The organism is Pseudarthrobacter sp. BIM B-2242 (genome assembly GCF_014764445.1).
Taxonomy (GTDB): domain Bacteria; phylum Actinomycetota; class Actinomycetes; order Actinomycetales; family Micrococcaceae; genus Arthrobacter; species Arthrobacter luteus_A.
This window is the reverse complement of record NZ_CP061721.1, coordinates 737,935-763,339: the sequence shown is the minus strand read 5'-3', so window position 1 is coordinate 763,339 and position 25,405 is coordinate 737,935. Positions and strand designations below refer to the sequence as shown.

General features: G+C 66.0%; 22 protein-coding genes. 10 read left to right on the top strand and 12 right to left on the bottom strand.

Features of this window, described 5'->3' with window-relative positions:
- Positions 1 to 82: 82 nt before the first annotated feature.
- The 6 genes from IDT60_RS03625 to IDT60_RS03600 all read left to right on the top strand — a co-directional run bounded on the left by IDT60_RS03625 (position 83) and on the right by IDT60_RS03600 (position 7,186).
- A complete protein-coding gene (locus tag IDT60_RS03625) occupies positions 83 to 316 on the top strand; it encodes a hypothetical protein (RefSeq protein ID WP_164202151.1) in 234 nt (77 codons plus the stop codon).
- 10 nt (positions 317 to 326) lie between these two features.
- Positions 327 to 2,822 (top strand): helicase-associated domain-containing protein, encoded by a 2,496-nt coding sequence (locus IDT60_RS03620; protein ID WP_191080894.1) that lies wholly within the window; start codon positions 327 to 329, stop codon positions 2,820 to 2,822.
- Between the two features lie 13 nt (positions 2,823 to 2,835).
- Positions 2,836 to 4,479, top strand: coding sequence for a DNA repair helicase XPB (locus IDT60_RS03615; RefSeq protein WP_191080893.1), 1,644 nt, complete (start codon positions 2,836 to 2,838; stop codon positions 4,477 to 4,479).
- 86 nt (positions 4,480 to 4,565) lie between these two features.
- The gene (locus IDT60_RS03610; protein WP_058929981.1) at positions 4,566 to 5,276 is read left to right on the top strand and encodes a response regulator transcription factor; all 711 of its coding nucleotides are present in this window, start codon (positions 4,566 to 4,568) and stop codon (positions 5,274 to 5,276) included.
- Positions 5,277 to 5,278: 2 nt separating this feature from the next.
- Positions 5,279 to 6,790, top strand: a complete 1,512-nt coding sequence (locus IDT60_RS03605) for a cell wall metabolism sensor histidine kinase WalK (protein ID WP_191080892.1) — start codon at positions 5,279 to 5,281, stop codon at positions 6,788 to 6,790.
- A gap of 108 nt (positions 6,791 to 6,898) precedes the next feature.
- Complete coding sequence (locus IDT60_RS03600; protein ID WP_164202156.1) at positions 6,899 to 7,186, top strand: WXG100 family type VII secretion target; 288 nt, start codon at positions 6,899 to 6,901, stop codon at positions 7,184 to 7,186.
- Between the two features lie 22 nt (positions 7,187 to 7,208).
- Here IDT60_RS03600 and IDT60_RS03595 read toward each other — a convergent pair whose 3' ends face one another.
- The 6 genes from IDT60_RS03595 to IDT60_RS03570 all read right to left on the bottom strand — a co-directional run bounded on the left by IDT60_RS03595 (position 7,209) and on the right by IDT60_RS03570 (position 13,110).
- Positions 7,209 to 8,318, bottom strand: coding sequence for a ribonuclease HI family protein (locus tag IDT60_RS03595; RefSeq protein WP_191080891.1), 1,110 nt, complete (start codon positions 8,316 to 8,318; stop codon positions 7,209 to 7,211).
- 189 nt (positions 8,319 to 8,507) lie between these two features.
- Entirely contained in the window at positions 8,508 to 10,136 is a 1,629-nt protein-coding gene (gene groL, locus IDT60_RS03590) for a chaperonin GroEL (RefSeq protein ID WP_164202160.1), read from the bottom strand.
- 292 nt (positions 10,137 to 10,428) lie between these two features.
- A complete protein-coding gene (locus IDT60_RS03585) occupies positions 10,429 to 11,712 on the bottom strand; it encodes an ABC transporter substrate-binding protein (RefSeq protein WP_223883867.1) in 1,284 nt (427 codons plus the stop codon).
- Entirely contained in the window at positions 11,709 to 11,915 is a 207-nt protein-coding gene (locus tag IDT60_RS03580) for a cold-shock protein (protein WP_164202162.1), read from the bottom strand. The genes IDT60_RS03585 and IDT60_RS03580 overlap by 4 nt, the downstream gene beginning before the upstream one ends.
- 169 nt (positions 11,916 to 12,084) lie before the next feature.
- Positions 12,085 to 12,729 carry a LytR C-terminal domain-containing protein gene (locus IDT60_RS03575; protein ID WP_191080890.1) on the bottom strand — a complete coding sequence of 215 codons (645 nt, stop codon included), beginning with the start codon at positions 12,727 to 12,729 and terminating at the stop codon, positions 12,085 to 12,087.
- A gap of 51 nt (positions 12,730 to 12,780) precedes the next feature.
- Positions 12,781 to 13,110: a DUF3263 domain-containing protein gene (locus IDT60_RS03570; RefSeq protein WP_164202166.1), complete on the bottom strand. Its 330-nt coding sequence runs from the start codon at positions 13,108 to 13,110 to the stop codon at positions 12,781 to 12,783.
- A 137-nt stretch (positions 13,111 to 13,247) separates the two neighbouring features.
- On the opposite strand from IDT60_RS03570, the gene IDT60_RS03565 reads away from it, so the two are divergent.
- Together IDT60_RS03565 and IDT60_RS03560 are read left to right on the top strand one after the other, a co-directional pair.
- Positions 13,248 to 14,018 (top strand): uracil-DNA glycosylase, encoded by a 771-nt coding sequence (locus tag IDT60_RS03565; RefSeq protein ID WP_223883866.1) that lies wholly within the window; start codon positions 13,248 to 13,250, stop codon positions 14,016 to 14,018.
- A 14-nt stretch (positions 14,019 to 14,032) separates the two neighbouring features.
- Positions 14,033 to 14,872 carry a siderophore-interacting protein gene (locus IDT60_RS03560; RefSeq protein ID WP_191080889.1) on the top strand — a complete coding sequence of 280 codons (840 nt, stop codon included), beginning with the start codon at positions 14,033 to 14,035 and terminating at the stop codon, positions 14,870 to 14,872.
- Between the two features lie 4 nt (positions 14,873 to 14,876).
- Here the strand turns inward: IDT60_RS03560 and IDT60_RS03555 are convergent, their stop codons facing one another.
- The 3 genes from IDT60_RS03555 to IDT60_RS03545 form a co-directional block, all read right to left on the bottom strand.
- Positions 14,877 to 16,256, bottom strand: coding sequence for a threonine/serine exporter ThrE family protein (locus IDT60_RS03555; protein ID WP_370590733.1), 1,380 nt, complete (start codon positions 16,254 to 16,256; stop codon positions 14,877 to 14,879).
- A 145-nt stretch (positions 16,257 to 16,401) separates the two neighbouring features.
- Positions 16,402 to 17,718 (bottom strand): peptidoglycan bridge formation glycyltransferase FemA/FemB family protein, encoded by a 1,317-nt coding sequence (locus IDT60_RS03550; RefSeq protein ID WP_191080887.1) that lies wholly within the window; start codon positions 17,716 to 17,718, stop codon positions 16,402 to 16,404.
- Between the two features lie 91 nt (positions 17,719 to 17,809).
- Complete coding sequence (locus IDT60_RS03545) at positions 17,810 to 18,883, bottom strand: peptidoglycan bridge formation glycyltransferase FemA/FemB family protein (protein WP_223883865.1); 1,074 nt, start codon at positions 18,881 to 18,883, stop codon at positions 17,810 to 17,812.
- Between the two features lie 157 nt (positions 18,884 to 19,040).
- On the opposite strand from IDT60_RS03545, the gene IDT60_RS03540 reads away from it, so the two are divergent.
- Entirely contained in the window at positions 19,041 to 19,586 is a 546-nt protein-coding gene (locus IDT60_RS03540; RefSeq protein ID WP_191080885.1) for a TspO/MBR family protein, read from the top strand.
- Between the two features lie 9 nt (positions 19,587 to 19,595).
- Here the strand turns inward: IDT60_RS03540 and gcvP are convergent, their stop codons facing one another.
- Entirely contained in the window at positions 19,596 to 22,460 is a 2,865-nt protein-coding gene (gene gcvP, locus IDT60_RS03535) for an aminomethyl-transferring glycine dehydrogenase (RefSeq protein WP_191080884.1), read from the bottom strand.
- A gap of 178 nt (positions 22,461 to 22,638) precedes the next feature.
- Positions 22,639 to 23,178, bottom strand: coding sequence for a TetR/AcrR family transcriptional regulator (locus IDT60_RS03530; protein ID WP_164202181.1), 540 nt, complete (start codon positions 23,176 to 23,178; stop codon positions 22,639 to 22,641).
- A gap of 66 nt (positions 23,179 to 23,244) precedes the next feature.
- On the opposite strand from IDT60_RS03530, the gene IDT60_RS03525 reads away from it, so the two are divergent.
- Positions 23,245 to 24,822 carry an MFS transporter gene (locus IDT60_RS03525; RefSeq protein ID WP_191080883.1) on the top strand — a complete coding sequence of 526 codons (1,578 nt, stop codon included), beginning with the start codon at positions 23,245 to 23,247 and terminating at the stop codon, positions 24,820 to 24,822.
- Positions 24,823 to 24,912: 90 nt separating this feature from the next.
- On the opposite strand, the gene IDT60_RS03520 is transcribed toward IDT60_RS03525, so the two are convergent.
- Entirely contained in the window at positions 24,913 to 25,392 is a 480-nt protein-coding gene (locus tag IDT60_RS03520; protein ID WP_191080882.1) for a Dps family protein, read from the bottom strand.
- Between the last annotated feature and the right edge of the window lie 13 nt (positions 25,393 to 25,405).

Sequence of the window (25,405 nt, the reverse complement as noted above, 5' to 3'; positions counted from 1 at the left end):
GCCAAAACCCTGCAAGCGGCGGTAGCCGCGGCGGTCCGGCAGTGACGGACCGCCGCGGCGCCCGCCTGTTAGCGTTACGTGCATGACACCCTCGCGTTACCGGCGCCCACTGATGATCTGTGCAGCTATTGTCGCCATCCTTTCCCTTGGCGCGGTGGGAGCCGTGATGGCGCTGGCTTTCGCCGGCACCGCCGCCCCGGTGTGGGTCACATCCGTCGCCTTGTACGGCCTGCCCGTGGCCTTCCTGCTGATGCTCTTCCTTGTCCTGGACAGCGTTGCCGGGCGTCGCCGGGCGGGAAAGTCCGGCGGGCTGTAACGTTGGACTGATGTCCCTTATCCGCGCGCTCAGTAAAGAACTGGAAGCCCGCAGCGATGACTCGTTGCGGGCACTCTTTGCGGCGCGGCCGGATCTGATGTCCCCCGCGGTGCCGGACTTTGCCGCACTGGCGGCCAGGGCAAGCGCCAGGGTCAGCGTCCAGCGGGCGTTGGAACGCCTCAACCGGCCCCAGATGCAGGTGCTGGAGACGCTGTACCTGTGCACCAACCCGGACACCGAACACAGCGCCTCGGCTGCGGGAGTCCGCAAGCTGATAGCCGGCTCCACGCAGGCGGCCGTCGAACGCATCCTGGCCTCCCTGCAGGAACTGGCCCTGGTCCACCGGGCAGAGCCGCCGCACGGCACTGTTGCCCCGGGGCACCGGCAGCGGTTCTACCTGCCGGTGGGATGCCTCAAGGACGTGGTGGGCATCTACCCCGCCGGTCTGGGGCGCAGCTACACCGAACTGGTCAGGCTCCAGCCGGCGTTCGCGCAGCGGGCAGTCCAACTGGTTGCCGAGCTTCACCGCAGCGGCGTCGCCATCCAGGAAGCCACCACCCCCATGGAGGCAGCGCTTGCGCTGCAGCATTGGACGTCTTCGCCCGAGGCCCTCAACCAGGCCCTCGCCGGAGCCCCGGAGCGTACGACGGCGCTGCTCGCCAAATTTCGCAACTGGGCCATGGGTGCCGTCCCCCAGGCACAACGAAAAGCGTCCGTTACACACCAGGGCGCCGCCGTCGGGCCTGTTGACTGGCTGCTGGCCAGGGGGCTCCTCGTCCCGCTGGATGCAGCCCACGTGGAACTGCCGCACAGTGTGGGGCTGTCCCTGCGCGGCGGCGCCATCATCAACGATTTCACCCTTTCGCCGCCGGTTCCGGAACTGGGCAGCACCACCGCTGCGCTGCGCCGGAATGCAGCGCTTGGCGCGATCGCCGAGACCCTGCGGCTGGTGGGCGAGCTCCTGCACGCCGTCCGGGAACAGCCGCTCGTGACGCTGCGCAGCGGCGGCGTCGGTGTCCGCGAAATGAAGCGGCTGGCCGAAACGCTGCGCATCGACCAGCACCTGGCCGGCCTGCTGGCGGAGCTCAGCGCACTCTCCGGCCTGCTGCGCCTGGATGTGGACTCATCCTCGTGGGTTCAGCCGCCGCAGCTGGAGTGGCTGGCCCTCACCCGGCAGGAACAATGGCTGTGGCTGGTCAACGCCTGGCTCGCGAGCGAGCGCGTGCCCTCGCTGGTGGGCCAGCCCGTTACCGGGACCACCGGCGCTTCCGCCGCGCACAGGGCGCTGGCCGGGACCGCGATCAACGCCCTCTCTGCCGAGGCCCAGCGGCCGGACGCGCCGGTGGTCAGGAAGCGGATCCTGGAAATCCTGGACGAGCTTACCCGCGAGGCCGGTGCAATGGATGGCACTGCCCCGGTCCTGGACGCGGCAGCCGTGCTGCAGCGGGCCGAATGGGCCCAGCCACGGATGGCGCGACGCTTCAGCTCCCTGATCAAAGGCGTGCTGGCCGAAGCGGAGCTGCTGGGCCTGACCGGCTCTGGAGCGCTGAGCCAGCTTGGCAGCGCCATCGCCGACGACAAGCCAGAAGAAGCCCTCGGCATCCTGGGCGAGCACCTGCCTGCCGCCCTTAACCACGTCCTGCTCCAGGCGGACCTCACCGCTGTCGCCCCCGGGTACCTGACACCGGAGCTGAGCGAGAAGCTGCTGCTGATGTCCGACGCCGAGGGCCAGGGGCCTGCCACCATCTACCGGTTCTCGACAAACTCCATCAGGCGCGCGCTGGATGCGGGTCACGATGCGTCCAGCCTCCTGGGCTTCCTGCGTGAACATTCGGCCACCGCCGTCCCCCAGCCCTTGGAATACCTGGTGGAAGACACCGCCGCCAGGCACGGCAGGCTCCGGGTGGGTACAGCCGCCAGCTTTATCCAGAGCGACGACGAAGCCGCCGTGCTGGAGCTGGAGGCGGAAACCAGGGCGGCCAGCCTGGGGCTGGCCCGCATCGCACCCACAGTCCTGATTTCCACCGCCCCGCCGCGTGAAACGGCCCAGGTCCTGCGCGGCCTCGGCCTCTCCCCCTCCGTGGAAGACTCCCAGCCCGCCGTCGTTCGGCTCCGACGCACCACCAGCGCTCCCGGCAGCGTCCGGCCGGTCTACACGGCCCCGCGGACTGCGCCCGCCGCGGAGGACATTGACGCCCAGCTTGCCGTCCTGCGCCACCGCCGGGCCGAGTCCAACGGCAGCCATCCGCATGCCGCACCAGGCTCCGGCTCCGGCGAAGCGGCAACCCAGCTCGGCCTGGAGACCCTGCAGCGGGCCATCCGGCTCAAGCAGCCCGTCAGCATGAACGTGGTGGACAGCCAGGGGAATTCCAGCCTGGAGACAGTTGTTCCCCTCTCCGTAGGCGGTGGCCGGGTCCGGGTTTTCGATCCGGCAAAGGAAACGGAGCGCGTGCTCTCGATCCACCGCATCATCGATGTCGAAGCCGCAGACGACCTGCGCCAGTGAAGGACTCCCCCACGTGAACGACGGCCCGCTGATTGTCCAGAGCGACAAAACCATCCTGCTCGAAGTGGACCATGAGCTTGCAACCGAGGCACGGCATGCCATCGCTCCCTTCGCCGAGCTGGAACGCGCCCCCGAACACATGCACAGCTATCGGCTGACCCCGCTGGGCCTGTGGAATGCGCGCGCCGCCGGACTGGATGCGGAAAAAGTGCTGGACACCCTGCTCAAGTACTCCCGGTTCCCGGTCCCGCATTCGCTGCTGATCGACGTCGAAGAGACCATGTCCCGGTACGGCCGGCTCCGCCTCGAGAAGGATCCTCAGCACGGTTTGGTTATGCGCACTGACGATTACCCTGTGCTGGAGGAAGTGATCCGCGCGAAGAAGATCCAGCCCCTGCTGGGGCCGCGGATAGACGGCGAAACCATAGTGGTCCACTCCTCCCAGCGCGGCCAGCTCAAGCAGCTGCTCCTCAAGATCGGCTGGCCGGCCGAGGATCTGGCCGGCTACGTGGACGGCACCCCGCACCTGATCGCCCTGAACGAGGACGGCTGGAAGCTTCGCCCTTACCAGCAGCTGGCCACGGAGAACTTCTGGGCCGGCGGCAGCGGCGTGGTGGTGCTGCCCTGCGGGGCGGGGAAAACGCTGGTGGGCGCTGCGGCCATGGCCACCAGTTCCACCACGACGCTCATCTTGGTGACGAATACGGTGGCTGCCCGGCAGTGGAAGGATGAACTGCTCAAGCGCACCTCCCTCACAGAGGATGAGATCGGCGAGTACTCGGGTGCGGTCAAGGAGGTCCGGCCCGTCACCATCGCCACGTACCAGGTGCTTACCACCAAGCGCGGCGGCCTCTACCCCCACCTGGAGCTGGTGGACGGCCATGACTGGGGCCTGATCATCTACGACGAGGTGCACCTGCTGCCCGCCCCGATCTTTCGTATGACCGCGGACCTGCAGGCCCGCCGTCGTTTGGGCCTGACTGCCACGCTGGTCCGCGAAGACGGGCGGGAAGGCGAGGTCTTCAGCCTGATCGGGCCCAAACGCTACGACGCGCCCTGGAAGGACATCGAATCACAGGGCTACATCGCGCCCGCCGACTGCGTGGAGGTCCGTGTTGACCTTCCCCGGGACGAGCGCGTGGCCTACGCGATGGCCGAGGACGCGGACAAGTACCGGCTGTGCTCGACCTCGGAGTCCAAGACCCTGCTCGTGGAACAGCTTGTTGCCAGGCACTCAGGGGAGCAACTGCTGGTGATCGGTCAGTACATCGACCAGCTGGACGAGATCGGCGAGCGCCTCAAAGCCCCCGTCATCAAAGGCGACACCTCCGTCAAGGAACGCCAGAAACTCTTTGATGCCTTCCGCGCCGGTGAGGTGCACACGCTGGTGGTGTCCAAGGTGGCCAACTTCTCCATTGACTTGCCGGAGGCCTCGGTGGCCATCCAGGTATCGGGCTCGTTCGGCTCCCGCCAGGAAGAGGCGCAGCGGCTGGGACGGCTGCTCCGTCCCAAGAAGGACGGCCGGGCTGCACGGTTCTACTCGCTTGTGGCCAGGGATACCCTGGACCAGGATTTCGCGGCCAAGAGGCAGCGCTTCCTGGCTGAGCAGGGCTACGCCTACCGGATTATGGACGCCAAGGATGTGGAGGCCGCGTAAGCCGCCGGACGCGGACTTTCCCGGGCCACACGGAACACACACCTTCCATCCAGAAAACTCCCAGATTCCGGGAGCATGATGTGAGTATGAAGAAGACCGGTCCAGAAGCCAAGCTGCTTGTTGTTGATGATGAACCGAACATCCGCGAACTGCTGTCCACGTCCCTTCGCTTCGCCGGTTTCGAGGTGGTCTCGGCTGCCAACGGGCGCGACGCCCTGGCCGCAGCTGAACTGCACGCACCGGACCTCGCCGTCCTGGACGTCATGCTGCCGGATATGGACGGCTTCACCGTCACGCGGAAGCTCCGGGCTTCCGGCAAGCACTTCCCGGTCCTGTTCCTGACCGCCAAGGACGATACCGAGGACAAAGTCACCGGCCTCACCGTCGGCGGGGACGACTACGTCACCAAGCCTTTCAGTTTGGACGAGGTGGTGGCCCGCATCCGGGCCGTCCTCCGCCGCACCCAGCCGCTGCTCGACGATGACGCCGTGATCCGCGTTGATGACCTGGAGCTCGACGACGACGCCCATGAGGTGCGCCGCGGCGGTACGGTCATCGAGCTCTCCCCCACCGAGTTCAAGCTCCTGCGGTACCTCATGCTGAACCCCAACCGGGTGCTCTCGAAATCCCAGATCCTGGACCACGTCTGGGAGTACAACTTCAATGGCGACGCCTCGATTGTGGAGTCCTACATTTCCTACCTGCGCCGCAAAGTGGACATTGACCCGGACGCTCCGGCGCTGATCCAGACCAAGCGCGGCGTGGGCTACGTGCTCCGGACGGCAGAGAAGCGCTGACCTTGCTGCAGCGGTGGAAATCGGCCTCCCTGAGGTCCCAGCTCGTCGCCATCATCATGGCGCTGCTGATTGTTGCCCTGACCGCCACCGGGACAGGCACCTTGACGCTGCTGCACAGCTACCTGGTGGGCCAGGTGGACAACAAGCTGTATGCCGCCGTCAGCATTGCAGGCAAGCAACGTTCCTTTACGCCGCTGCAGGCGCCAAGCCCCGTCCCCACCGATTACTCGCTCACCCTTTTCACGCCGGGCGAGGAGCCGTATCCGTTCGGCGGGGACGCCGAAATCCGTCCGGACATCAGCAGCATCTCCGTGGACGAGGCCCAGCGGCGGGACGGCAAGCCCTACCAGGTCCGGGGCACGGACGGCCAGAACTGGCGCGTCGTAGCCGTGACGGTCCTCAACAGCGGACGTCTGGCCGTGGTGGTCATTGGCCTGCCGTTGCAGAGCGTGGACGATGTCCTCAAGCACGCCACCCTGGTGATCTGCGGCGCCGGCCTGCTCACGCTGCTGCTCGCTTCCCTGATAGCCAGCTGGACTGTTTCGCGGTCCTTCCGGCCGCTTGCCAGGGTGGAGAAAACCGCCGCAGCCATTGCTGCCGGTGACCTCTCCCGGCGCGTGGAGATCGAAAACTCCTATACCGAGGTGGGACGCCTTGGGAACTCCCTGAACGCCATGCTGGCCCACATCGAAACGGCATTCGCCGCCCGCACCGCGTCCGAGGCCAAAATGCGGCGCTTCGCCGCCGACGCCTCTCACGAACTGCGAACTCCGCTGGTGACCATCAGGGGCTTCTCCGAGCTCTACCGCCACGGGGCGCTGGCTACCGATGAGGACGTGGCCACTGCCATGGGGCGGATCGAAAGCGAAGCCAAGCGGATGGGCTCCATGGTGGAGGACCTCCTGCTGCTGGCACGCCTCGACGAACAGCGTCCCCTCCAAAAGAAACCTGTTGACCTGCAGCTGATCGCCCACGACGCCGTAGTGGACACCCGTGCGAGTGACCGCTCACGCACCGTTTCCCTTGTTGGCCTCGACGGCGGACCGGCCGGTCCCGCCCCCGTGCTCGGCGACGAAGCAAAGCTTCGCCAGGTGGTGGGGAACCTGCTGGGCAATGTGCTGCGCTACACCCCGGAGGGCAGCCCGATTGAGCTCGCCGTGGGAGTGCGCCGGTCCGGGGGCGGGCACGCCCTCGCAGTGATTGAGGTCCGGGACCACGGCCCGGGCATCTCCGAAGAAGACGCGGCGAAGGTTTTTGAGCGCTTCTACCGGGCCGACACCTCCCGTACCCGTGAGACCGGCGGCAGCGGGCTGGGGCTCGCGATCGTGGCCGCCATCGTGGGCGCGCACGGAGGGTCCGTCAGGGTGGAAAAGACCGACGGCGGCGGTGCCACCCTCGTAGTCAGTCTTCCTGTCCGGGACGAGACGGCAGACAACCTCGATGCGGCGATCGCCGGCAGTACGGCCGGAAACGCCTCCGGCGGCCCGGGCGACGGCCAAGTTATCCACATATAGCTATTGCCCGTGGCGTGCCCTCCGCGCCCCTTCATAGGCTCGTAGCAGTGGCCCGGAGCAGCCGGGCGGGCAGCGGCAGCTGCCCCACTTCATCGAAAGGCATCAGCCATGAGCATCATTTCCGTCGATACCGAACTTCTCCAACTCAAGTCGGCGAACGTCCAGGCAACGGTGGACCGGATCAGCTCCGACGTCCACGCCATGAAGCGGGGTCTGGACGAACTTCAGGCCACCTGGCGTGGCTCTGCCGCCAACAATTTCCAGGCCCTCGTCACCGAGTGGACCCTGACCCAAGGCAAGGTTGAGGCGTCGCTTGCGTCTATCAACATGGCTCTGGCTTCTGCAGCAAACACGTACGCCCAGGCCGAGCAGGGCAACACGCAGCGCTTCAGCTGACCCTGTTGCTCCGGCCGGGCCGTCAGGCCTCGGGTGTCCCCTGGTGGAACCGGAGCCGCCACCTGCCGCCGTCCAGGACCCAGAGGGAGCTCCGGAGGACTGTGCCTGAGCGCGAGTAGCTTCGGTACGTCAGCAGGACCGCGCCGGCGCCGATGCGGTCCGCGCCGAGGATTTCCAGCTCGGTGTGGTGTCCAGGGTCCTCCTCGAGCGCCATCATCATGGCGTCCCGGGTCCAGACCCGGCCCGAACTGCCAATTTCCATAAAGTCGGGATGTAGGAGAACGCCGGTGCGGCCAATGTCGCTCCTGGTGTCCGGCAACGCCAGTTCACGTTCGAGGGCCTCGACGATCACCTCCGGGATGGTTTCCGTGCCTGAGCCTTCGGCCGCTGGGTAAACCTCAGTTTCCAGCTCGCTGAACAGGTCCGGCTCCTCGAACGCCGCCTGTCCGAACAGGCTTTGTTGGGTATCGCCTCGTCCGAACAGGCCCTGTCCCTCGAAGTCTGCACCGGTGCCAGACGCGGCTGCAGGCGCCGACGCAGGCTCAGACGCAGGAGTTGAGGCGGAAGCGGGAACGGCCGAACGGGCTGCGGTGCGGACAGCCGTACCTGCGCCTGCGCTGCCCGTGTCAGACGCGGCGGAGTTTGCCGCAGCACCGGGTTCCGGTGCGCCGGCGAAACCGGGGCCGGACCGGGCAGCGACGCCCTGCTGGTACGCGGTGGCGGCGGCACGGGCGCGCACGTCCGCCGCTTCGTTCAGGTCGTGGCCGGCATGGCCCTTGACCCATTCGAAACTGTATTTGCGGCCGGCAAGTTCCCGGTCCAGTTCCTTGAGGAGCTCAACATTCAGGACGGGCTTGCCGTCGGCTTTCCGCCAGCCCTTCCGTTTCCAGCCCGGCATCCACTTGGTGATGGAGTTGATGACGTACTGGCTGTCGCAGAGGACCCGCAGGTCTTCCTCCGGCATGTGGGCGGTGGCCCGGAACAGGTCAAGGACAGCCATCAGCTCACCCTGGTTGTTGGTGCCGTGCGGCCATCCCCCGGCCCGCCAGCAGTCGTCGTTCACATACCAGGCCCAGCCGGCCGGCCCAGGGTTTCCTAAAGCCGAACCGTCGGCTGCTGCTGTAATCGTCACCTTTCCATCCTGCCAGAATTCCGGTGCGCGCCTTGACGCCGGCAGTGGTCACCCCTTGGCGCCGGCAGAAGTCCACCCTTTGGCGTTTGGAGCTGACGCCGACGGTGTCCTCAGCCGTTAACCGCCGACGGCGGCCCCCACCAAAGGTGAGGACCGCCGTCGTGCGTTGTGCCTGGGAAAGCCTGGGGACTAGAAGCCGCCCATGCCGCCCATGTCGTCGCCGCCACCCATGGCCGGAGCGTTCTTCTCCGGCTTGTCGGCCACAACGGCCTCAGTGGTGAGGAACAGACCGGCAATGGAAGCCGCGTTCTGCAGTGCAGAGCGGGTCACCTTGACGGGGTCGTTGATGCCGGCAGCCAGCAGGTCGACGTATTCGCCGGTTGCTGCGTTCAGGCCGTGGCCTGCGGGCAGGCCGCGGACCTTGTCCACCACAACGCCGGGCTCGAGGCCGGCGTTGAAGGCGATCTGCTTCAGCGGAGCATCGATGGCAACGCGGACGATGTTGGCGCCCGTTGCCTCGTCGCCCTGGAGCTGCAGGTTGGCGAACGCCTTGGCGCCGGCCTGGATCAGTGCAACGCCGCCACCAGCGACGATGCCTTCTTCAACTGCAGCCTTGGCGTTGCGGACGGCGTCCTCAATGCGGTGCTTGCGTTCCTTGAGCTCAACTTCGGTTGCGGCACCGGCCTTGATGACTGCAACGCCGCCGGCCAGCTTGGCCAGGCGCTCCTGCAGCTTCTCGCGGTCGTAGTCGGAATCGGAGTTTTCGATCTCGGCACGGATCTGGGAGACGCGGCCAGCGATCTGGTCGGCGTCGCCGGCACCTTCAACGATGGTGGTCTCGTCCTTGGTGACAACAACCTTGCGGGCGCGTCCCAGGAGTTCCAGGCCGGCGGTCTCCAGCTTGAGGCCCACTTCCTCGGCGATGACCTGGCCACCGGTGAGAACAGCGATGTCGGCCAGCTGGGCCTTGCGGCGGTCGCCGAAGCCCGGAGCCTTGACGGCAACCGACTTGAAGGTGCCGCGGATCTTGTTGACGATCAGGGTGGCCAGAGCCTCGCCCTCGATGTCTTCGGCAATGATCAGCAGCGGCTTGTTGGACTGCATGACCTTTTCGAGGACAGCAACCAGTTCCTTGACGTTGGAGATCTTGGAGTTGACGATCAGGATGTACGGGTCCTCAAGGACCGTTTCCTGGCGCTCGGTGTCGGTCACGAAGTAAGCGGAGATGTAACCCTTGTCGAAGCGCATGCCTTCGGTGAGTTCCAGCTCCAGGCCGAAGGTGTTGGACTCCTCGACCGTGATGACGCCTTCCTTGCCCACCTTGTCCAGGGCTTCGGCGATCAGGGCGCCGATTTCGTCGTCACCGGCGGAGATGGAGGCGGTGGCCGCGATCTCTTCCTTGGTTTCGATTTCCTTGGCGGAAGCCAGCAGCTCAACGGTGACGGCCTCTACGGCCTTCTCGATGCCGCGCTTGAGGGACAGCGGGTCAGCGCCGGCCGCAACGTTGCGCAGGCCTTCCTTCACCAGGGCCTGGGCCAGCACGGTTGCCGTGGTGGTACCGTCGCCAGCAACGTCATCCGTCTTCTTGGCAACTTCCTTGACCAGCTCGGCGCCGATCTTTTCGTAAGGATCGTCGAGTTCGATCTCCTTGGCGATGGAAACACCATCGTTGGTGATCGTGGGGGCGCCCCACTTCTTTTCGAGGACGACGTTGCGTCCACGCGGGCCGAGGGTGACCTTGACGGCGTCGGCGAGGATGTTCAGGCCCCGCTCAAGACCGCGGCGTGCCTCTTCATCAAATGCAATGATCTTGGCCATAACGGCAGTAGTCCTTTCGGGACAGTCGTTAAGAATGAACCTCACTGCAGTGCCCGCGACGGACGATCCTTCACCGGCGGCCTCTGTATGCCGCGGCTGGGGATCTCACTCCAGCTAGGTATTTCTCTCGCTCCACGACCGGCACCAAGCTCCGAAGCCGGCGAAAACCGGACGTTGCTTTAGCAGTCGGTACGTAGGAGTGCTAACTCAATAATTAGCACTCCCTAGGTGAGAGTGCAAGCGAATGAAGGCCGGAACCGCCTATCCGGCGGCCGCCGTTCGCCGCTGGCGATCAGGCCGTTGACCGTCCTGCCGCCTCACGTCCGGTGAGTACGGCCCGGTTATCCGCTCCATACGTAAACACCATGAAGTTTGCCGTGGTGATGTCTCCCTGCGAATCGAAGGCAACCGGCCCGGATTCGCCGTCGTAATTCACCGTCGCGCCGGACTTCAGGGCCGCCAGGCAGTCGGCGTACGTCAGGCACGGCGTGCCGGCCTGCCCGCCTGCCGCCCCGGACGTGGCGCTGGCGTTACCTCCCGATACGCCGATCAGGTTGGCTGCGATGGAGCGTCCGGCGTCATCCCCGGCCGCTGCCGCCGCTAGGGCCGCCAGAATCACGGCGTCGTACGCCTCAGCCGCGAACGACAGATCCTTTAACGCCGGATCAATTGCCAGCAGCCGGGCCTGGAACGCCGCCGACGCAAGCACACCCGGCACCACGGCACGGGCACCATCCAAGGCCTTTGATCCCAGCCCCTGCCCGTACTGGGCAAAGGCGCCGTCGCTGAGGATGAGTTTGCTGCCGGAAAGCCCGGCGTTGTTGAGTTCGGCGAGCGCGCCCTGGGCGTCGTCCCGCGCGATCAGCACCACGGCGTCCGGCTTTGCCGCTTGCGCGGCAGCGGCTGCCGGCCCCGCGGCGCCCGGTGCGAATGCGGAGGTGCTCACGGTCTTCAGGCCGCCCGCGGCGGTCGCGGCACTGGCTACCGCTGCGGACACGTCCTTGCCGTAGGCGCTGTCCTGGTGGACAACGGAAATACTCTTCGCTCCGCCGTCCTTGGCAAGCTTGACCAGCACGGATGCCTGGGCGATGTCAGCGGCGGCGGTCCGGAAATAGTAACCGCCGCTTTTATAGGCACTCAGCGCGGAGGCGGCGTTCGCTGGCGAAATCAGCGGAATCCTGTCCGCGGAGAGGACGTCGATGGCAGTTGCTGCCTGGCTGGAATCGGTGGGCCCGATCACCACGTCGGCGTTGGCTTCGGCGAGGTTCCTGGCTTGGGACCCGGCGCCGTCTCCGGCTCCGATGATCAATTCCACGGGCTTTCCCTTGTGGCCCCCGGCGGCGTTGATGTCATTGATGGCGAGCTCGGCGGCGGCCCGCTGTGAATCGTTGAGGAAGCTCTGCGCTCCCGTACTGTCCTGGATCAGGCCGATGCGCAGGGCGCCGTCACCGGAGGCCTCCACGGTGTCCAGCCGCGCGTTGCCTCCCGCGGCGCCACCGCAGCCGGCCAATGCCAGCAGCAGGGCTGCTGCCGTGAGTGTCCGGAAGGCCGTGGAAATCTGTCTGCTGACGATCACTGCGCGGGCCGGACGCTTTCGGCCTGCGGGCCTTTCTCGCCTTCGCCAACTTCGAGCTGCACACGCTGGCCTTCTTCGAGGGCCCGGTAGCCTTCGCCGTCAATGGCAGACCAGTGCACAAAAACGTCATCCCCCGAGCCGTCCACGGTGATGAAGCCATAGCCTTTTTCGGCGTTGAACCACTTCACGGTTCCCAGTGCCATGATGTCCACTCTTTCCGTCGTCCCGACGAGCCACTCCGCTGTGTGCCGCGTTTTTACGGACCTGCTTGTGGACCGTCGCCTGAAATCACTCTAGCCACAAGCCGTCGCGGGGGCCGAGTCACACGGCTGCTGCGGTGCTGAATGTTATCCACGCGTAACCCCGGAGGGGTCAGCGGTATCCGGGCCCCAGAACCACGACCAGGGGAACCCGGAATTCCTGGCTGTTGACCAGCGCGGGAATGCCCAGCAGGGCGGCGAGGGCCTCGGCGTTGGCCTGCTGCGCGGCACCGGAGTAGAAGATCACGGAGCCCTGCTGCGGCGCACCGGCCCAGTTGCCCACCTGTCCCAGCGTCCAGCCGTCGTTCTGGAGCACTGAACTGACGCGTCCGGCGAGCCCGGCCGTGCCTGCCGCGTTGTATACGGCAACGCCCTGGGCTTTGTTCAGGACAGCAGCCGGGGATTCGGTGGCGGACGGCGAGGCAGACGCTTCGGACCCGGTTTCCGGGCTCTCCGAAGGCTGCGAATCCGGGGAAGGATCCGGACTTGGCGAAGCACCAGGGCTGGCCGAAGGAGCTGTGCCGGCCTCTTGGGAAGTGGACGACCCCAGGCTGGTGGACAGCTCAGTTCCGGCCTGGGTAATGCCGAGTTTGGGGAGGATAAGGAACGAGACCAGGCCGATCGCCAGCGCGGCGATCCCTACGGAAAGGATGGGCCAGAGCCGGTGCCGGACAGGTGCCGAGGCTGCGCGGTGGACGCCTTGCCTTGAGGCGGCCTCCGGAACCTTGTCGAATTCATCCCGAGCGTATTTGGTCATGGTGCAGAGACATCCTTGGTGATTGCTGCTGATGGCTCAGCACGAGGTTAGTCAGGCGTCGGAACCCAGGCGGCGTGCAGTGCGCGCCCGGTGACGCGACGTACGTAGTCTACGCAATCTCTTGACCAGCATGGGGTCGTGGGCCAGCGCCGCCTCGGAATCAATGAGGGCATTCAGCAGCTGGTAATAGTGCGTGGCGGACAGGTCGAAGAGCTCCCTGACGGCTTGTTCCTTGGCCCCGGCGTACTTCCACCACTGCCGTTCGAGGGCCAGCATCTGCTGGTCCCGCTCGCTCAACGGGGAGTCCCGGAGGGTGAAATCCGCCAGCACCGGTTTCCGTTCTGCGGGCTCCGGCACGTGTTCCCGAGCAGGCTCCGCCACGGCACATCCCTTCGCTGGTTTGGTTTGGAAATCTCATCCCATGCTACGGCGTGAATAACATGCTTGTCATTTGTGGCGCTGTTGCTTTCCCCACCACGGCAGGCATTCCCTGCCGTCAACCCTGCGAGAATGGGACCGTGTTTGAATCCGATGCCCTGTTCGAGCTGGAGGCGGAGCCGGCAGATGCCGCGTCGTACGCCGGGCTTGCCGAAATGCCGCTGCCTGAGCTGATGGCCCCGGACTGGGCCGCCGCCCTGGTGACGGTTGAGCCCGAGCTCCGGAGAGTGCTTGCGTTCCTGGCACAAGAAGTCGCGGCGGGGCACAACGTCCTGCCCTCGCCGTCGAACGTTCTCCGCGCCTTCAGGCAGCCGCTGGCGGAGGTCAAGGTCCTGATCGTGGGCCAGGACCCCTACCCGACGCCCGGTCACCCAATCGGCCTGTCCTTCGCCGTTGACGCGCGGACCCGCCCCATCCCCCGGAGCCTGGCCAACATCTACCGTGAACTCGAGTCTGATCTGGGTATTCCCGCCCGCGTCCACGGCGACCTGTCCGCGTGGGCGGGCCAGGGCGTCCTCCTGCTGAACCGGGTCATGAGCGTCCGGGCCGGTGCCGCCGGTTCCCACCGGGGCAAGGGCTGGGAAGCCGTTACGACGGCGGCAGTCACCGCGGTTGCCAACCGCCGCACCGCCGGCGGCGGCAGGCCGCCACTCGTGGCCGTGCTCTGGGGCAAGGATGCGGAGAGTGTCCGGCCGCTGCTGTCCGGCGTGGCCGTGGTCTCCAGCGCGCACCCGAGTCCCTTGTCGGCGTCGCGCGGTTTCTTCGGTTCCAGGCCGTTCAGCACCATCAATGAACTGCTGCGGGAGCAGGGCTCGTCCGGCGTAACCTGGGAACTGCCCCCGGTTGTTTAGCTTAGGCTTGCCTTATGAGCACAGTCCCGGCCGCCACGAGCGCAACAAAGAAGACACGTCCCCAGATTGACCTCACCGTGATCCGGCGGGAAGAACTCTCGCCCCACATGGTCAGGATCGTGGCCGGCGGCCCGGGCTTTGCCGCCTATGAGAACAACAGCTTCGTGGACCGCTACGTAAAAATTGTGTTCCCGCAGCCGGGTGTGGAGTATGCCCTGCCCCTGGACCTGTGGACCATCCGGGAGACCATGCCCCGGGCGCAGTGGCCCTTTACCCGCACCTACACGGTCCGCTGGGTGGATACCGCAGCGCAGGAACTGGCCATCGACTTTGTGATTCACGGGGACGAGGGACTGGCCGGGCCGTGGGCCGCCGCAGCCAAGCCGGGCGACACCTTCACGTTCACCGGTCCGGGCGGTGCCTACAACCCGTCGCCGGAGGCAGACTGGTATCTCTTCGCCGGGGACGAGGCCGCCCTTCCGGCAATCGCGGCAGCCATCGAATCACTGCCCGCGGAAGCACAGGGCCTTGCGTTCCTCGAGGTGGACAGCGATGCCGATGTCCAGCCAATCGGCGCCCCGGACGGTGTGCAGGTCACGTGGCTCCGCCGCAACGGCATTCCCGCCGGCTCCGGCAACCTCCTGGTGTCGGCAGTGGCTGACGCCGAGTGGCCGGCAGGACGCGTTGATGTTTTTGCCCATGGCGAGCGCGGCTACATGAAGGCGCTGCGCGATGTGCTCTTTGTCCAGCGGGGCCTTCAGCGGAGCCAGGTATCGCTGTCCGGTTACTGGGCCCAGGGCCGGGTGGAGGACGATTTCCAGGCGGAGAAGAAGCTCCCCGTAGGGAAGATCTAAAGCATCACCGCCGCCGGGCGCGCCGCCGCTCGTTGCTCGCCAGGCTGCGCGTCAGCGGCCGCGCCAGGGTGTCGCCGAGGACAATCCCGGCCGCGGTAGCGAGGACAATGGCGCCGGCGTTGAGCATGCCGCCGGCGCCCAGCAGGATTTCTGATTCCTCGATGGTCAGGACGTACATCGAGCGGAAAATGGTCAGGCCGGGCAGCAGGATCAGTGCCGCCGGAACAGCCACCACCAGCTGCGGGGCGCCCATCTTCAGTGCCACCACCCGTGCCAGCAGGCCGATGACCACGGCGGCGAGTGCCGGTGAGAACCGGTCGCCGATGCCAAGCGATCCTGCACCCAGCAGGACAAAGTAGCCCACCACCCCCACACCGGCGGTGGGCAGCAGCAGATCCCACGAGGTCTGCTCCGTGATGCCAATGGCCATCACGGCAACGGCGATGAAGATCACCAGGACCCACAGGTCGTAAGCCGGGGGGAACGTCTGCGTGACGTCGATCGCCTGCATCCCGGTCATCGACCCCACCACGAAGGCCACCGCGATGCCGGCCACAATCGCGCCGAAAGTCAGCAACGTGGAAAGGAACCGGCCGGCTGCCGTGACGGGGAATCCGTTAATGGCGTCCTGGACGGAGGAGACAAGGCGCCCTGTGGGCAGGAGCAGGAGGATGCCGCCCACTACAACGATGGCCGGCGCATTGGTCAGGCCGAAGCGCCACAACAGCAGCGCGGTGAGGGTGACCGCGAAGGCGCAGGCCGCCGTCGTAAAGAAGTCCGGCACCCGCCACCGGCCCAGCTGCCGGGCGAGTAGGCTGACGCCAAGGTTGGCCACAAAAGCAATGGCCGAGGACGCCGGGCCGCCGCCCAGGACGCCCACAAAGACCGCGGCAAACACGCCGAAGGCCATGGTGACCATCCAGCGCGGGAACGGCTTGGGGCTGGTGATGGCCTCGTCGAGCCGGCGGACGGCCTCGTCGCGGCCCACTCCCCCGGCCACGATGTCGGTCACCAGCCGGTGTACCTTGGCCAGTCCGGCGTAGTTGTTGGTCCAGGACCGCACCACCCGAAGCAGCGCAATCGGTGGCTGGTCCTTCGGGGCGTAGTTGATGGCCACCGACTGGTTGGTGATATCCACCTCGATGTTTTTCAGCCCCAGCGCCGCGGTCACGGCAATAATGCTCGTCTCCACCTCCAGCGCGCCCGCCCCGTACCGGAACATGGTCTCGGCGAGGTGCAGGGCAAAGTCCAGGGTTTTCCGGGCGGAGGTGTCCACCCCGCCCACCTGGATCATGGGGTTGGCGTAGGGGCTCCCGGCGAGCCTGTCCACGATGCTCATTGGCGCCGTCGGCGGGTTCTCCCCCTGGACCAGGCGCCGCAGCATCCGTTTGGCCGCAGCATCGTGGCCGAGCTGGGAGGGCGAGAGCGGCTCTGTCTTGGGCAGGCCGTCTGTATGAGGCTTGCCGCGGTAATTCTCGGGACGTTTGTTCACGTTGGTCCGCCTCCCTCTGCGCTTTGGTGGATTGGTGTTATGCCTGCCGCTTCAGCGGCAGTTTGCCGAGTACTGTCCGGGCCGCTGCCACGGCGGCGCGGGCCAGGCGGTTGGCCTGGAACGGGAGCGGCCGCACCGGGGTCACGAAGTTGCCCACCAGCTGGACCACCTCGCCGCCGAAGCCCTTCTTGAACTGGTACCCGCCGTGTCCTTCTTCGTCCTGCCCCTCGATACCGAAGGTGCCGTAGAAGTTGTACCGGGCATATCCCTTCTCCAGGCCGTGGAGCATCATGCCCCAATACAGGGAGGTGGCGCCGTTGAAGTAGATGTAGTCCTGGACGGTCCCGCCGATCACGCACACCACCTCGTCGCCGAAGCAGACGAAGTGGATGGCTGCCACGGTGGCCACACCCACCGAGTCCGGGAACCGCTCAATGTCCTTCAGGCTGCGTTCGTAGCTGTCCACGAGGTCCTGGACCACCTTGAGCCGGTTGGCCTTCTTTTTGCTGCCGGTTTCCTCGACCTCACGCCGCAGCTCGGCAGCGGCCGCCGATTCGGCTTCCAGGCGCTCTGTGATCGATTTCCGGTACGCGGGAATGTCGATCTTGGCCATCATGAGCTTGGTGAACTCGGGTGTCGTGGTCCGCAGGAGCTGTTCGTAGTATTCGCGCTCCCGGTAGACGAACCCCTTCTCGTTCCCGGCGGTGCTGAGGGCGTTGTAGAACTCATCCAGCGTCTCGAGCGTGGCCTGTTCCAGGAACACACCGTTCTTCTCTGCCTTGCGGATGGCCTTGCGGGTCCGGTAGCTGGTGCTCATGATGAGCTCTTCAGAGTCCTTGATGCCTTCGAGCGTTTTGACGAACATCCAGTTCACATTGACGAAGTCCATCTCCGAGCCCTGGTGTTCAAAGCCCAGGCGCGCCAGCTCGGACACCAGCGGCCTGTTGTCCGTTATCTCGGGGTGCTCGGCGCCGTCCTCATCGCGGGCGATGTACGGCAGGTTCGGGGAGATCCGCAGTTCTGCGGCCTTGCGGGCCGCTGCGCGCTCTTTGAGAAGCCCGACGACGTCACGCACCAAGGCGGCGTCCGTGTAGTCCATGAGGGGGCCTTTGGCGCACTCGCACACTTTGTAGCCGAACCGGTTGGTGGTGTAGTTCAGTTTGCCGGCGGCCACGAGTTCACCGTCGCGCCTGACACCGAACAGTTCCACTACCTGGCCGCGGGCGCGCTGGAACCGGACGAACCCGACGGACTGGATGAAGTTGTTTTGGGGATGGTTGAGCGAGAAGGTCTCGAACTCGGCATCGCTGAGGACCCCGAGCTCGAGCCCGGTTCCTGCCTTGGTTGGATTCACGGAAGTAACCTCATCTGTGGCTGTGCCGCCGGCTGGGGCATGCGCCGGCGTTCGTCTGTGTGTGGTTCGGTGGGTGTTCGCTGAGGGGCTGTCAGTAGAACTGCTGGCCGGTCCGGGCGGTTTCGACCCGGCGGAAGACCCGTTCGGCACCCTTGGTCCACAGGGCGTACCTGAGCGGGGCCAGGACGTAATCGTGGCAGCCCACGAAGTCTGTGACAGTCTTCGTGAAGCTCGTCTTGAACATGCCCATGCCGTAGAGGTTGTGGGCTTTGTCCTTGATCTGCGCGGCCGGCGGGGTTCCGCAGAAGTCGTACTCGGTGCAGCCCAGCTCCTGCATGCGGCGGATCGCGGCCCACTGGACCAGGTGGGAATCGCCGTACTGTTTGCGGTTCTGCGTGGAGCCGCCGTCCTTGTACGTTGCCTTGGCGCCGTAATTGATCACGAAGGCACCAACGCTGGGTTTGCCGTCCTCATACACGAAGAAGAACCGGCCCTGGCCGCGGTTGCAGAACTCGTCCCAGAACCGGGCGTAGTACTCGTAGCTGCGCAGGGGCATGGAACCCTTGGCATTCACTGTGTCCGCCATCAGGTCGTAGAGCGCCCTGTACGTTTCCGGGCTCTGTTCGCGCTCAACAACTTCGCAGCCTTCACGTTCCGCTCGGCGGATGGCGTTCCGGGCGCGGGACGAGATGGCACGCAGCACCTCGTTTTCCGGTGCGGTGATGTCCAGCAGCGCGGTGGAGTCGTTCGACTGGATGTTGGGTGCCTTCACCAGGCCGGCCGCCACGAGCTCCGCCTGGGCGTCAGGCGAGGAGATGATGTCCGGTTCAATCTTGATGCTAAAGACGTTGAGCTTGCGGCTCCGGGCGAACGCGGCGCAGGCTTCGAGGGCCGGCTTAAGATCCGCGGCGGAGTCCAGGTCCGGGCCCTTGATGAGGTACCAGAGGCGGCCCAGAACAGGGAACTTCTTCTCCAGGACGAGGTTATAACTGGATGTTCCGCCCGACTCCAGGACCAGGAAGCGGACATTCCAGCCGCTGCCGTTCTTGACGGACGCGTAGGCCGCTGACTGCAGCATGTTGCCGCCGTTGGGGTTGGCCGTGACGTGCTTGTCCCAGTTCTCAATTTCCTCCGCTGTGGCAAAGCGGGCGGTGAATTCTCGCAAGGGGGCAGTGTCCAATCTCAGGGTTTCGTTCGTGGTTCTGTGCTCGTGGCTGCGTGCGGACATGTAGCCACAAGTCTAAAGCCTGAACCGCTCCTGCCAGTCCAGCAGGGCTGTGCGCCCGCTTGACTCGGCCGCCACGCTTCGCAAGGGTTGACCCATGAAGCTACTGCCGGAAGAGTCCTCCCACGCGCCAGGAGGCGCCGGCCCCAAACGCGGGCCGGGCGTCCAGGCAATTGCCCTTGTGCTCTTCCTGGCGGCCTCGTACCTGGTCGCCTGGCTGGGTGCATTCTCCACGATGGCCAACGTGGACGGCTGGTATGTCGACGCCGACAAAGCTCCGTGGTCACCGCCCAACTGGCTGTTCGGTCCCGTGTGGACATTTCTCTACACGGCCATGGCCGTGGCAGCGTGGCTGGTCTGGCGCCGCGGTGTGCCCGCGTCCCGCCCGGCCCTGGTTACCTACGGCATCCAGTTGTTCCTCAACCTGTTGTGGACGCCCACCTTCTTCAGCCTCTACCCGGTCATGGGCACAGCGGCCCTCTGGCTGGCGTTTGCTGTCATCCTCTCGCTGATTGTGGCAGTGACCTTTACGGTGGTTCGTTTCGGTCCCATCAGCCGGCTGGCCGGACTGCTGCTGCTGCCCTACATCACGTGGATTGTGTTCGCCTCATCCCTCAACCTCTGGGCGGCGCTGAACAACTAGCCGGAATCCTTAGTTTTCGAACTCGGAGAGCGGCGGGCAGGAGCAGATGAGGTTACGGTCTCCGCCGGCGCCGTCGATCCGGCCGACCGGGGGGAAGTACTTGTCCTGCTTGAGGTGGTGGACGGGGAAGACGGCCTGCTCACGGGAGTACTCGCGGGTCCAGTCAGAATTTACGACGGCGGCAGCCGTGTGCGGTGAGTTGCGCAGGGGCGAGTTCTCCACGGTGAAGTCACCGGCAGCGACCTGGTCGATTTCCTTGCGGATGGTGATCATCGCGTCGATGAACCGGTCGATCTCGGCCAGGTCCTCGGACTCGGTGGGCTCCACCATCAGGGTGCCCGCGACCGGGAACGCCAGGGTGGGGGCGTGAAAACCGTAATCGATCAGGCGCTTGGCCACATCCTCGGCCGTCACGCCGGTCTTGGCGGTCAGTTCGCGCAGGTCCAGGATGCACTCGTGCGCCACCAGACCGCCCTCACCGGTGTAGAGGACCGGGAAGTACTCGTTCAGGCGGGCCGCAACATAGTTCGCCGCGAGCAGCGCCGACTTCGTCGCTTCCTTCAGGCCCTCGGCACCCATGAGCTTCACGTAGGCCCAGGAGATCGGGAGGACACCGGCGGAGCCGAAGTTCGACGCGCTGATGGCTACGCCGTGGCCTTCCTGGTGGGCTGCCTTGTTCGCGTCCCCGGGCATGAACGGGGCCAGGTGGGCTTTGGCCGCGACCGGGCCCACGCCGGGTCCGCCGCCGCCGTGCGGGATGCAGAAGGTCTTGTGCAGGTTCAGGTGCGAGACGTCCCCGCCGAACTTGCCCGGCTGGGCCAGGCCGACGAGGGCGTTCAGGTTCGCCCCGTCCACGTAGACCTGGCCGCCGGCAGCGTGCACGGCGTCGCAGATTTCGGTCACGTCCGCGTCGTACACGCCGTGGGTGGAGGGGTAGGTGATCATGATCGCGGAGAGGGCGTCTTTGTGCGCCTCGATCTTCGCGTACAGGTCCGTGTGATCAATCGTGCCGTCCGCCGCGGTGGCGACAACAACGACCTTCATGCCGGCCAGGACCGCGGACGCGGCGTTGGTGCCGTGCGCGGAGGCCGGGATCAGGCAGACGTTGCGCTGCGCGTCGCCGTTGGCCCGGTGGTACCCGCGGATCGCCAACAACCCGGCGAGTTCGCCCTGGGACCCGGCATTCGGCTGCAACGAGACCTGGTCATAGCCGGTGATCTCTGCCAGGTCGTCTTCGAGGCCCTTGATCAGTTCGCGCCAGCCCACGGTCTGGGACTCGGGGGCGAACGGGTGGATCGAGGCGAACTCCGGCCAGGAAATCGCTTCCATCTCCGCGGTCGCGTTCAGCTTCATCGTGCACGAACCCAGCGGGATCATGGTCCGGTCCAGCGCCAGGTCACGGTCCGAGAGCTTCCGGATGTAACGCAGCAGCTGCGTCTCGGACCGGTGCGTGTTGAACACCGGGTGCTGCATAAACTCCGACGTGCGCAGCACGGAGCCATCAAAGGAGTACCCCGCCTGAAGGGAGGAGCCGGTGCCGGCAACCCGGGCACCAAACGCCTCAGCGACGGCCGCGACGGTTTCCGGCGTCGTGGTTTCATCGACGGAGATGCCAACGGTATCGGCGTCGATGCCGCGGAGGTTGATGCCCTTGGCTTCGGCAGCGGCAACCACAGCTGCGGCCTTCCCAGGAACTGAAACAGTGAGGGTATCGAAGTAGCTGGTGTGCGGCACGTCCAGCCCGCCCGCCGTCAATGAAGCTGCCAGCGTCTTCGCGTGGTTGTGGACGCGTTCGGCGATCGCCTTCAGCCCGTCCGGGCCGTGGTAGACGGCGTAGAACGAGGACACGATGGCCAGCAGGGCCTGCGCCGTGCAGATGTTCGAGGTCGCCTTCTCCCGGCGGATGTGCTGCTCACGGGTCTGCAGCGCCAGACGGTACGCCGGAACACCGGCGTCGTCCTTCGACACACCCACGAGGCGGCCGGGCATGGACCGCTCCAGCCCCTTCGCCACCGCCATGTAGGCCGCGTGCGGGCCGCCGAAGAACAGCGGCACCCCGAAACGCTGGGTGGAACCGACCGCTATGTCAGCGCCCTGCTCACCGGGAGGGGTGATCAGGGTCAGGGCCAGCAGGTCCGCGGCGACCGTGACCAGAGCACCGCGCTCCTTGGCAGCGGCGATGACCTCGGCGTGGTTGAACACCCGGCCGGAGACACCGGGCTGCTGCAGCACGATGCCGTTGATGACACCCTCGGGCAGGCCCTTGGACAGGTCAGCGACCTCCACCTCGAAGCCGAGGGCCTCGGCGCGGCCCTTCACGATCGCGACGGTCTGCGGCATCACATCGGCATCCAGGACGGTCTTGCCCTCCACGGCGGCCTTGTTCTTATTCGCCCGGCGCATCATCAGGACGGCCTCGGCCACGGCGGTGGCTTCGTCCAGCAGGGACGCGTTGGCGATCGGCAGGCCCACCAGGTCCTGGACCATGGTCTGGAAGTTCAGCAGCGCCTCGAGCCGGCCCTGGGAAATCTCGGGCTGGTACGGGGTGTACGCGGTGTACCAGGCCGGCGCTTCAAGGATGTTCCGGCGGATCACCGCAGGGGTGACCGTGTCGTAATAGCCCTGGCCGATCATCTGCACAGCCGTCTTGTTCTTACCCGCGAGCTTCCGCAGCTCAGCCAGGACCTCAACCTCACTCAGGGCGTCCTGGAGGCGAAGTGCCATGTCCTGCCGGATGCCCTTAGGGACTGCGGTATCCACCAGGCCATCAACGGTGTCCTGGCCAACGGCCATGAGCATCGTGTCGATATCGGCCTGGCGGCGGGCGCCAATGTGCCTGTCAACAAAGGTGGCTGAGGCGGGCGTAACACTCACAGGGAACTCCATAAATAGATGAGGCGGCAAGGGTACGCCACGACGTCCAATTCTCCTCCGCCCCTGGTCATCGGGCAAATGGGCCGTCGGGTTCTGCACCATCATTTCGCTCCGGGAGGCTAAGAGCGCCCGGAGACCCCCGGGCCGCACACAGGCCTGGCCGAAAGACTGAGCAGAATCAGCCGCGCAACCGCTCCACGGCGGACAGGAGCACTTCCACGTCGCCCTTCAGTCCGTCGGCACCCGATGCCTGCCCGCCTTCCCACATGGCGTTCAGATACAACCCGTCCCCCATATACAGCACGGCCTTTGCCATCGCGGTGCCAACATCGGTGGCGATGAGGTCCAGCCATTGCTGCTGGATGGCGGCAAACCGGCGCCGGGCCTCCACATGGGCCACTTCCGCCAGCCTGCTGGCGGCGAGGAACGAACGGTCCATCGGCGAACCGGACCAGAGCGAGGTCCGGATGAAGTAGGTGGCCGCCCCTTCCGGAGCCGCCGCCATGAGGGCGATGTCTTCGCCTGCCAGCAGGTCCAGGCGCTCCAGCATGGCCGTGATCAGCGCCTCTTTGTTGGGGAAGTGGTAGAGCAGGCCGCCTTTGGACACGCCAGCCCGCTTCGCCACGGCATCCAGGGTGGCAGCCCGCTCCCCCACGCTAATCAGGAGTTCTTCAAAAGCGTCAAGGACGGCGCCGCGGGCTACGGGTTTTCTGGGCATGGTTCCCATCATGCACGGTCACGGCTTCGTTTCTTAACTGTACCGTCTGGACGGTATAGTTACGGAATGACGTTGCCCGCATCCTCCCGCCAGAACACGCGCAGCACATCCACCACCGCCCTGCCGTCGGGACCGGCCAGGTCGCCGTGGCGGGACTGGCTCGCCCTGGCCCTGCTGATGTTCCCCGTGCTCTTGGTCGCCGTGGACAACACGGCCCTGACCTTCGCGTTGCCGGCGATTGCGGGCAGCCTGGAGACGACCGGCGTCCAGTTGCTGTGGATCGTGGACGCCTATCCGCTGGTGCTCGCCGGCCTCCTGGTTGCCATGGGCAGCCTGGGCGACCGGATCGGGCGCCGCCGCCTGCTGCTGATCGGCAGCGTTGGCTTTGCGGCCGTGTCAGCAATCACAGCCTTTGCCCCCAGCGCGGAATGGCTCATCGCAGGTCGGGCCGCGCTGGGGTTCTTTGGTGCCATGCTGATGCCGTCCACCCTGTCCCTGATCCGCAACATCTTTCCTGATCCAAACCGGCGCAGGCTGGCCGTAGCCATCTGGGCGGCGGGCTTCTCCGGCGGCGCCGCCCTCGGGCCCATTTTTGGCGGGTGGCTGGTGGAGGAGTTTTGGTGGGGTGCCATCCTGCTGGTCGCCGTGCCCATCATGCTGCCGCTGGTGGCTTTCGGCCCCGCCTTCATCCCGGAATCGAGGGACCCCCGACCCGGACGGCTGGATGTGCCGAGCATCGCCCTGTCCCTGCTGGTGATGGTTCCGGTGGTGTATGGCATCAAGGAGCTGGCAACAGAAGGCTTCGCGGCCACACCCGCGGCCCTGATCGCATTCGGCCTCGCCATGGGATTCGTCCTTGTCCGCCGTCAGCAACGGCTTGCCAGCCCTCTGCTGGACATGTCACTGTTCGGCAACCCGGTTTTCAGTACCGCCATCACGGCCAACGTGCTGGCGCTGTTCTCCTTCAACGGCTTTATCCTGTTCCTCGCCCAGCACCTGCAGCTCCTGGACGGGATGACGCCGTCAGCCGCCGGCGTCGCCATGATCCCGGCCCTCGTAGCAACAGTGGTGGCCGGCCTCGCGGTGGTGCCGCTGGTGCGGAAGGTGCGGCCAGGCTTCGTGGTGGCCGGAGGCCTGGCCCTTAGCGCCACCGGCTACGGCATCGTCCTCTTCGGCGATCACGCCTCCGGCCCCGTTCTCCTGCTGGCTGCGTTGCTGATTCTTGCCCTCGGAGTCGGTGCGGCGGAGACAATCTCCAACGATCTCATCCTGGGCTCCGTCCCTGCCGAAAAGTCAGGTGCAGCTGCCGCCATCTCGGAAACAGGATACGAGGTGGGTTCCCTGCTGGGGACGGCCGTCCTGGGCTCGATCCTCACCGCGTCCTACCAGCACAATCTCCGGTTTCCCGCCGGGCTGGCGGAGTCCTCGCCAGGCGGCGCCGTCCACCAGGCCGGCGAAACCCTCGCGGGTGCCATGGAACTGGCAGTCAGCCTGCCTGCTCCGCTGGGCGACGCGCTGCGCGGCGCGGCCCGCCTGGCGTTTGATTCGGGGGTCCACATCACTGCCGCAATTGCGCTGGTAATGATGGCTGGAGCTGCGGTCCTCACCGCCGTCGTGCTCCGCAGAATTCCGACGGCGGACTAGGCACAGCGGCCCGGCCCCGCCGGGTTGCGCATAAAGAAGGCCCCGGTTCCGGATGTGATTCCGGAACCGGGGCCTCCCCGGGCCAGACTGCTACTTCGTGTCGGGCGCGGTGACGCTGGCGGACGCCTTCATGGTCTCGGCGTTGACCATCCACGCGTACTGCTCCAGCTTGGCGATGAATTCGTGCAGCAGGTCCGCTGTAGTGGGATCCTCTTCATCCACCTCGTCATGGACCTTGCGCATGGTACCTACCGCTGCCTCAAGGGCGGCGACGATCCGCTCGATGGCATCCTTGGTGTTGATGAGTCCCTCGGGGAACTGGGCCAGCGACGTGGACTTGGCCACGGTGGCGCTGCGGCCGTCCGGCAGGGCATGGAGGGCGCGCATCCGCTCGGCGGTGTCATCAGCGAACTGCCGGGCGGCGTCGACAATTTCATCCAGCTGCAGGTGCAGGTCCCGGAAGTTGGTGCCCACAATATTCCAGTGCGCCTGCTTGCCTTGGATGTGCAGCTCGATCAGGTCTGCCAGAACGGCCTGCAGGTTGTTGGTCAGGGTCGGTGAAGCTTTCATGAATCCTCCTCGA

What these genes read in the sequence shown, in the direction of transcription:
- groL (WP_164202160.1), bottom strand. Translation starts at nt 10,136, where the DNA reads ATGGCCAAGATCATTGCATTTGATGAAGAGGCACGCCGCGGTCTTGAG.
- IDT60_RS03580 (WP_164202162.1), bottom strand. Translation starts at nt 11,915, where the DNA reads ATGGCACTGGGAACCGTGAAGTGGTTCAACGCCGAAAAAGGCTATGGC.
- IDT60_RS03555 (WP_370590733.1), bottom strand. Translation starts at nt 16,256, where the DNA reads ATGCTGCGGCGCCTGGTCCAGGGGGAGAACCCGCCGACGGCGCCAATG.
- IDT60_RS03560 (WP_191080889.1), top strand. Translation starts at nt 14,033, where the DNA reads ATGAGCACAGTCCCGGCCGCCACGAGCGCAACAAAGAAGACACGTCCC.
- IDT60_RS03575 (WP_191080890.1), bottom strand. Translation starts at nt 12,729, where the DNA reads ATGACCAAATACGCTCGGGATGAATTCGACAAGGTTCCGGAGGCCGCC.
- IDT60_RS03525 (WP_191080883.1), top strand. Translation starts at nt 23,245, where the DNA reads ATGACGTTGCCCGCATCCTCCCGCCAGAACACGCGCAGCACATCCACC.
- IDT60_RS03530 (WP_164202181.1), bottom strand. Translation starts at nt 23,178, where the DNA reads ATGCCCAGAAAACCCGTAGCCCGCGGCGCCGTCCTTGACGCTTTTGAA.
- IDT60_RS03625 (WP_164202151.1), top strand. Translation starts at nt 83, where the DNA reads ATGACACCCTCGCGTTACCGGCGCCCACTGATGATCTGTGCAGCTATT.
- IDT60_RS03610 (WP_058929981.1), top strand. Translation starts at nt 4,566, where the DNA reads ATGAAGAAGACCGGTCCAGAAGCCAAGCTGCTTGTTGTTGATGATGAA.
- IDT60_RS03520 (WP_191080882.1), bottom strand. Translation starts at nt 25,392, where the DNA reads ATGAAAGCTTCACCGACCCTGACCAACAACCTGCAGGCCGTTCTGGCA.
- IDT60_RS03540 (WP_191080885.1), top strand. Translation starts at nt 19,041, where the DNA reads ATGAAGCTACTGCCGGAAGAGTCCTCCCACGCGCCAGGAGGCGCCGGC.
- IDT60_RS03620 (WP_191080894.1), top strand. Translation starts at nt 327, where the DNA reads ATGTCCCTTATCCGCGCGCTCAGTAAAGAACTGGAAGCCCGCAGCGAT.
- IDT60_RS03600 (WP_164202156.1), top strand. Translation starts at nt 6,899, where the DNA reads ATGAGCATCATTTCCGTCGATACCGAACTTCTCCAACTCAAGTCGGCG.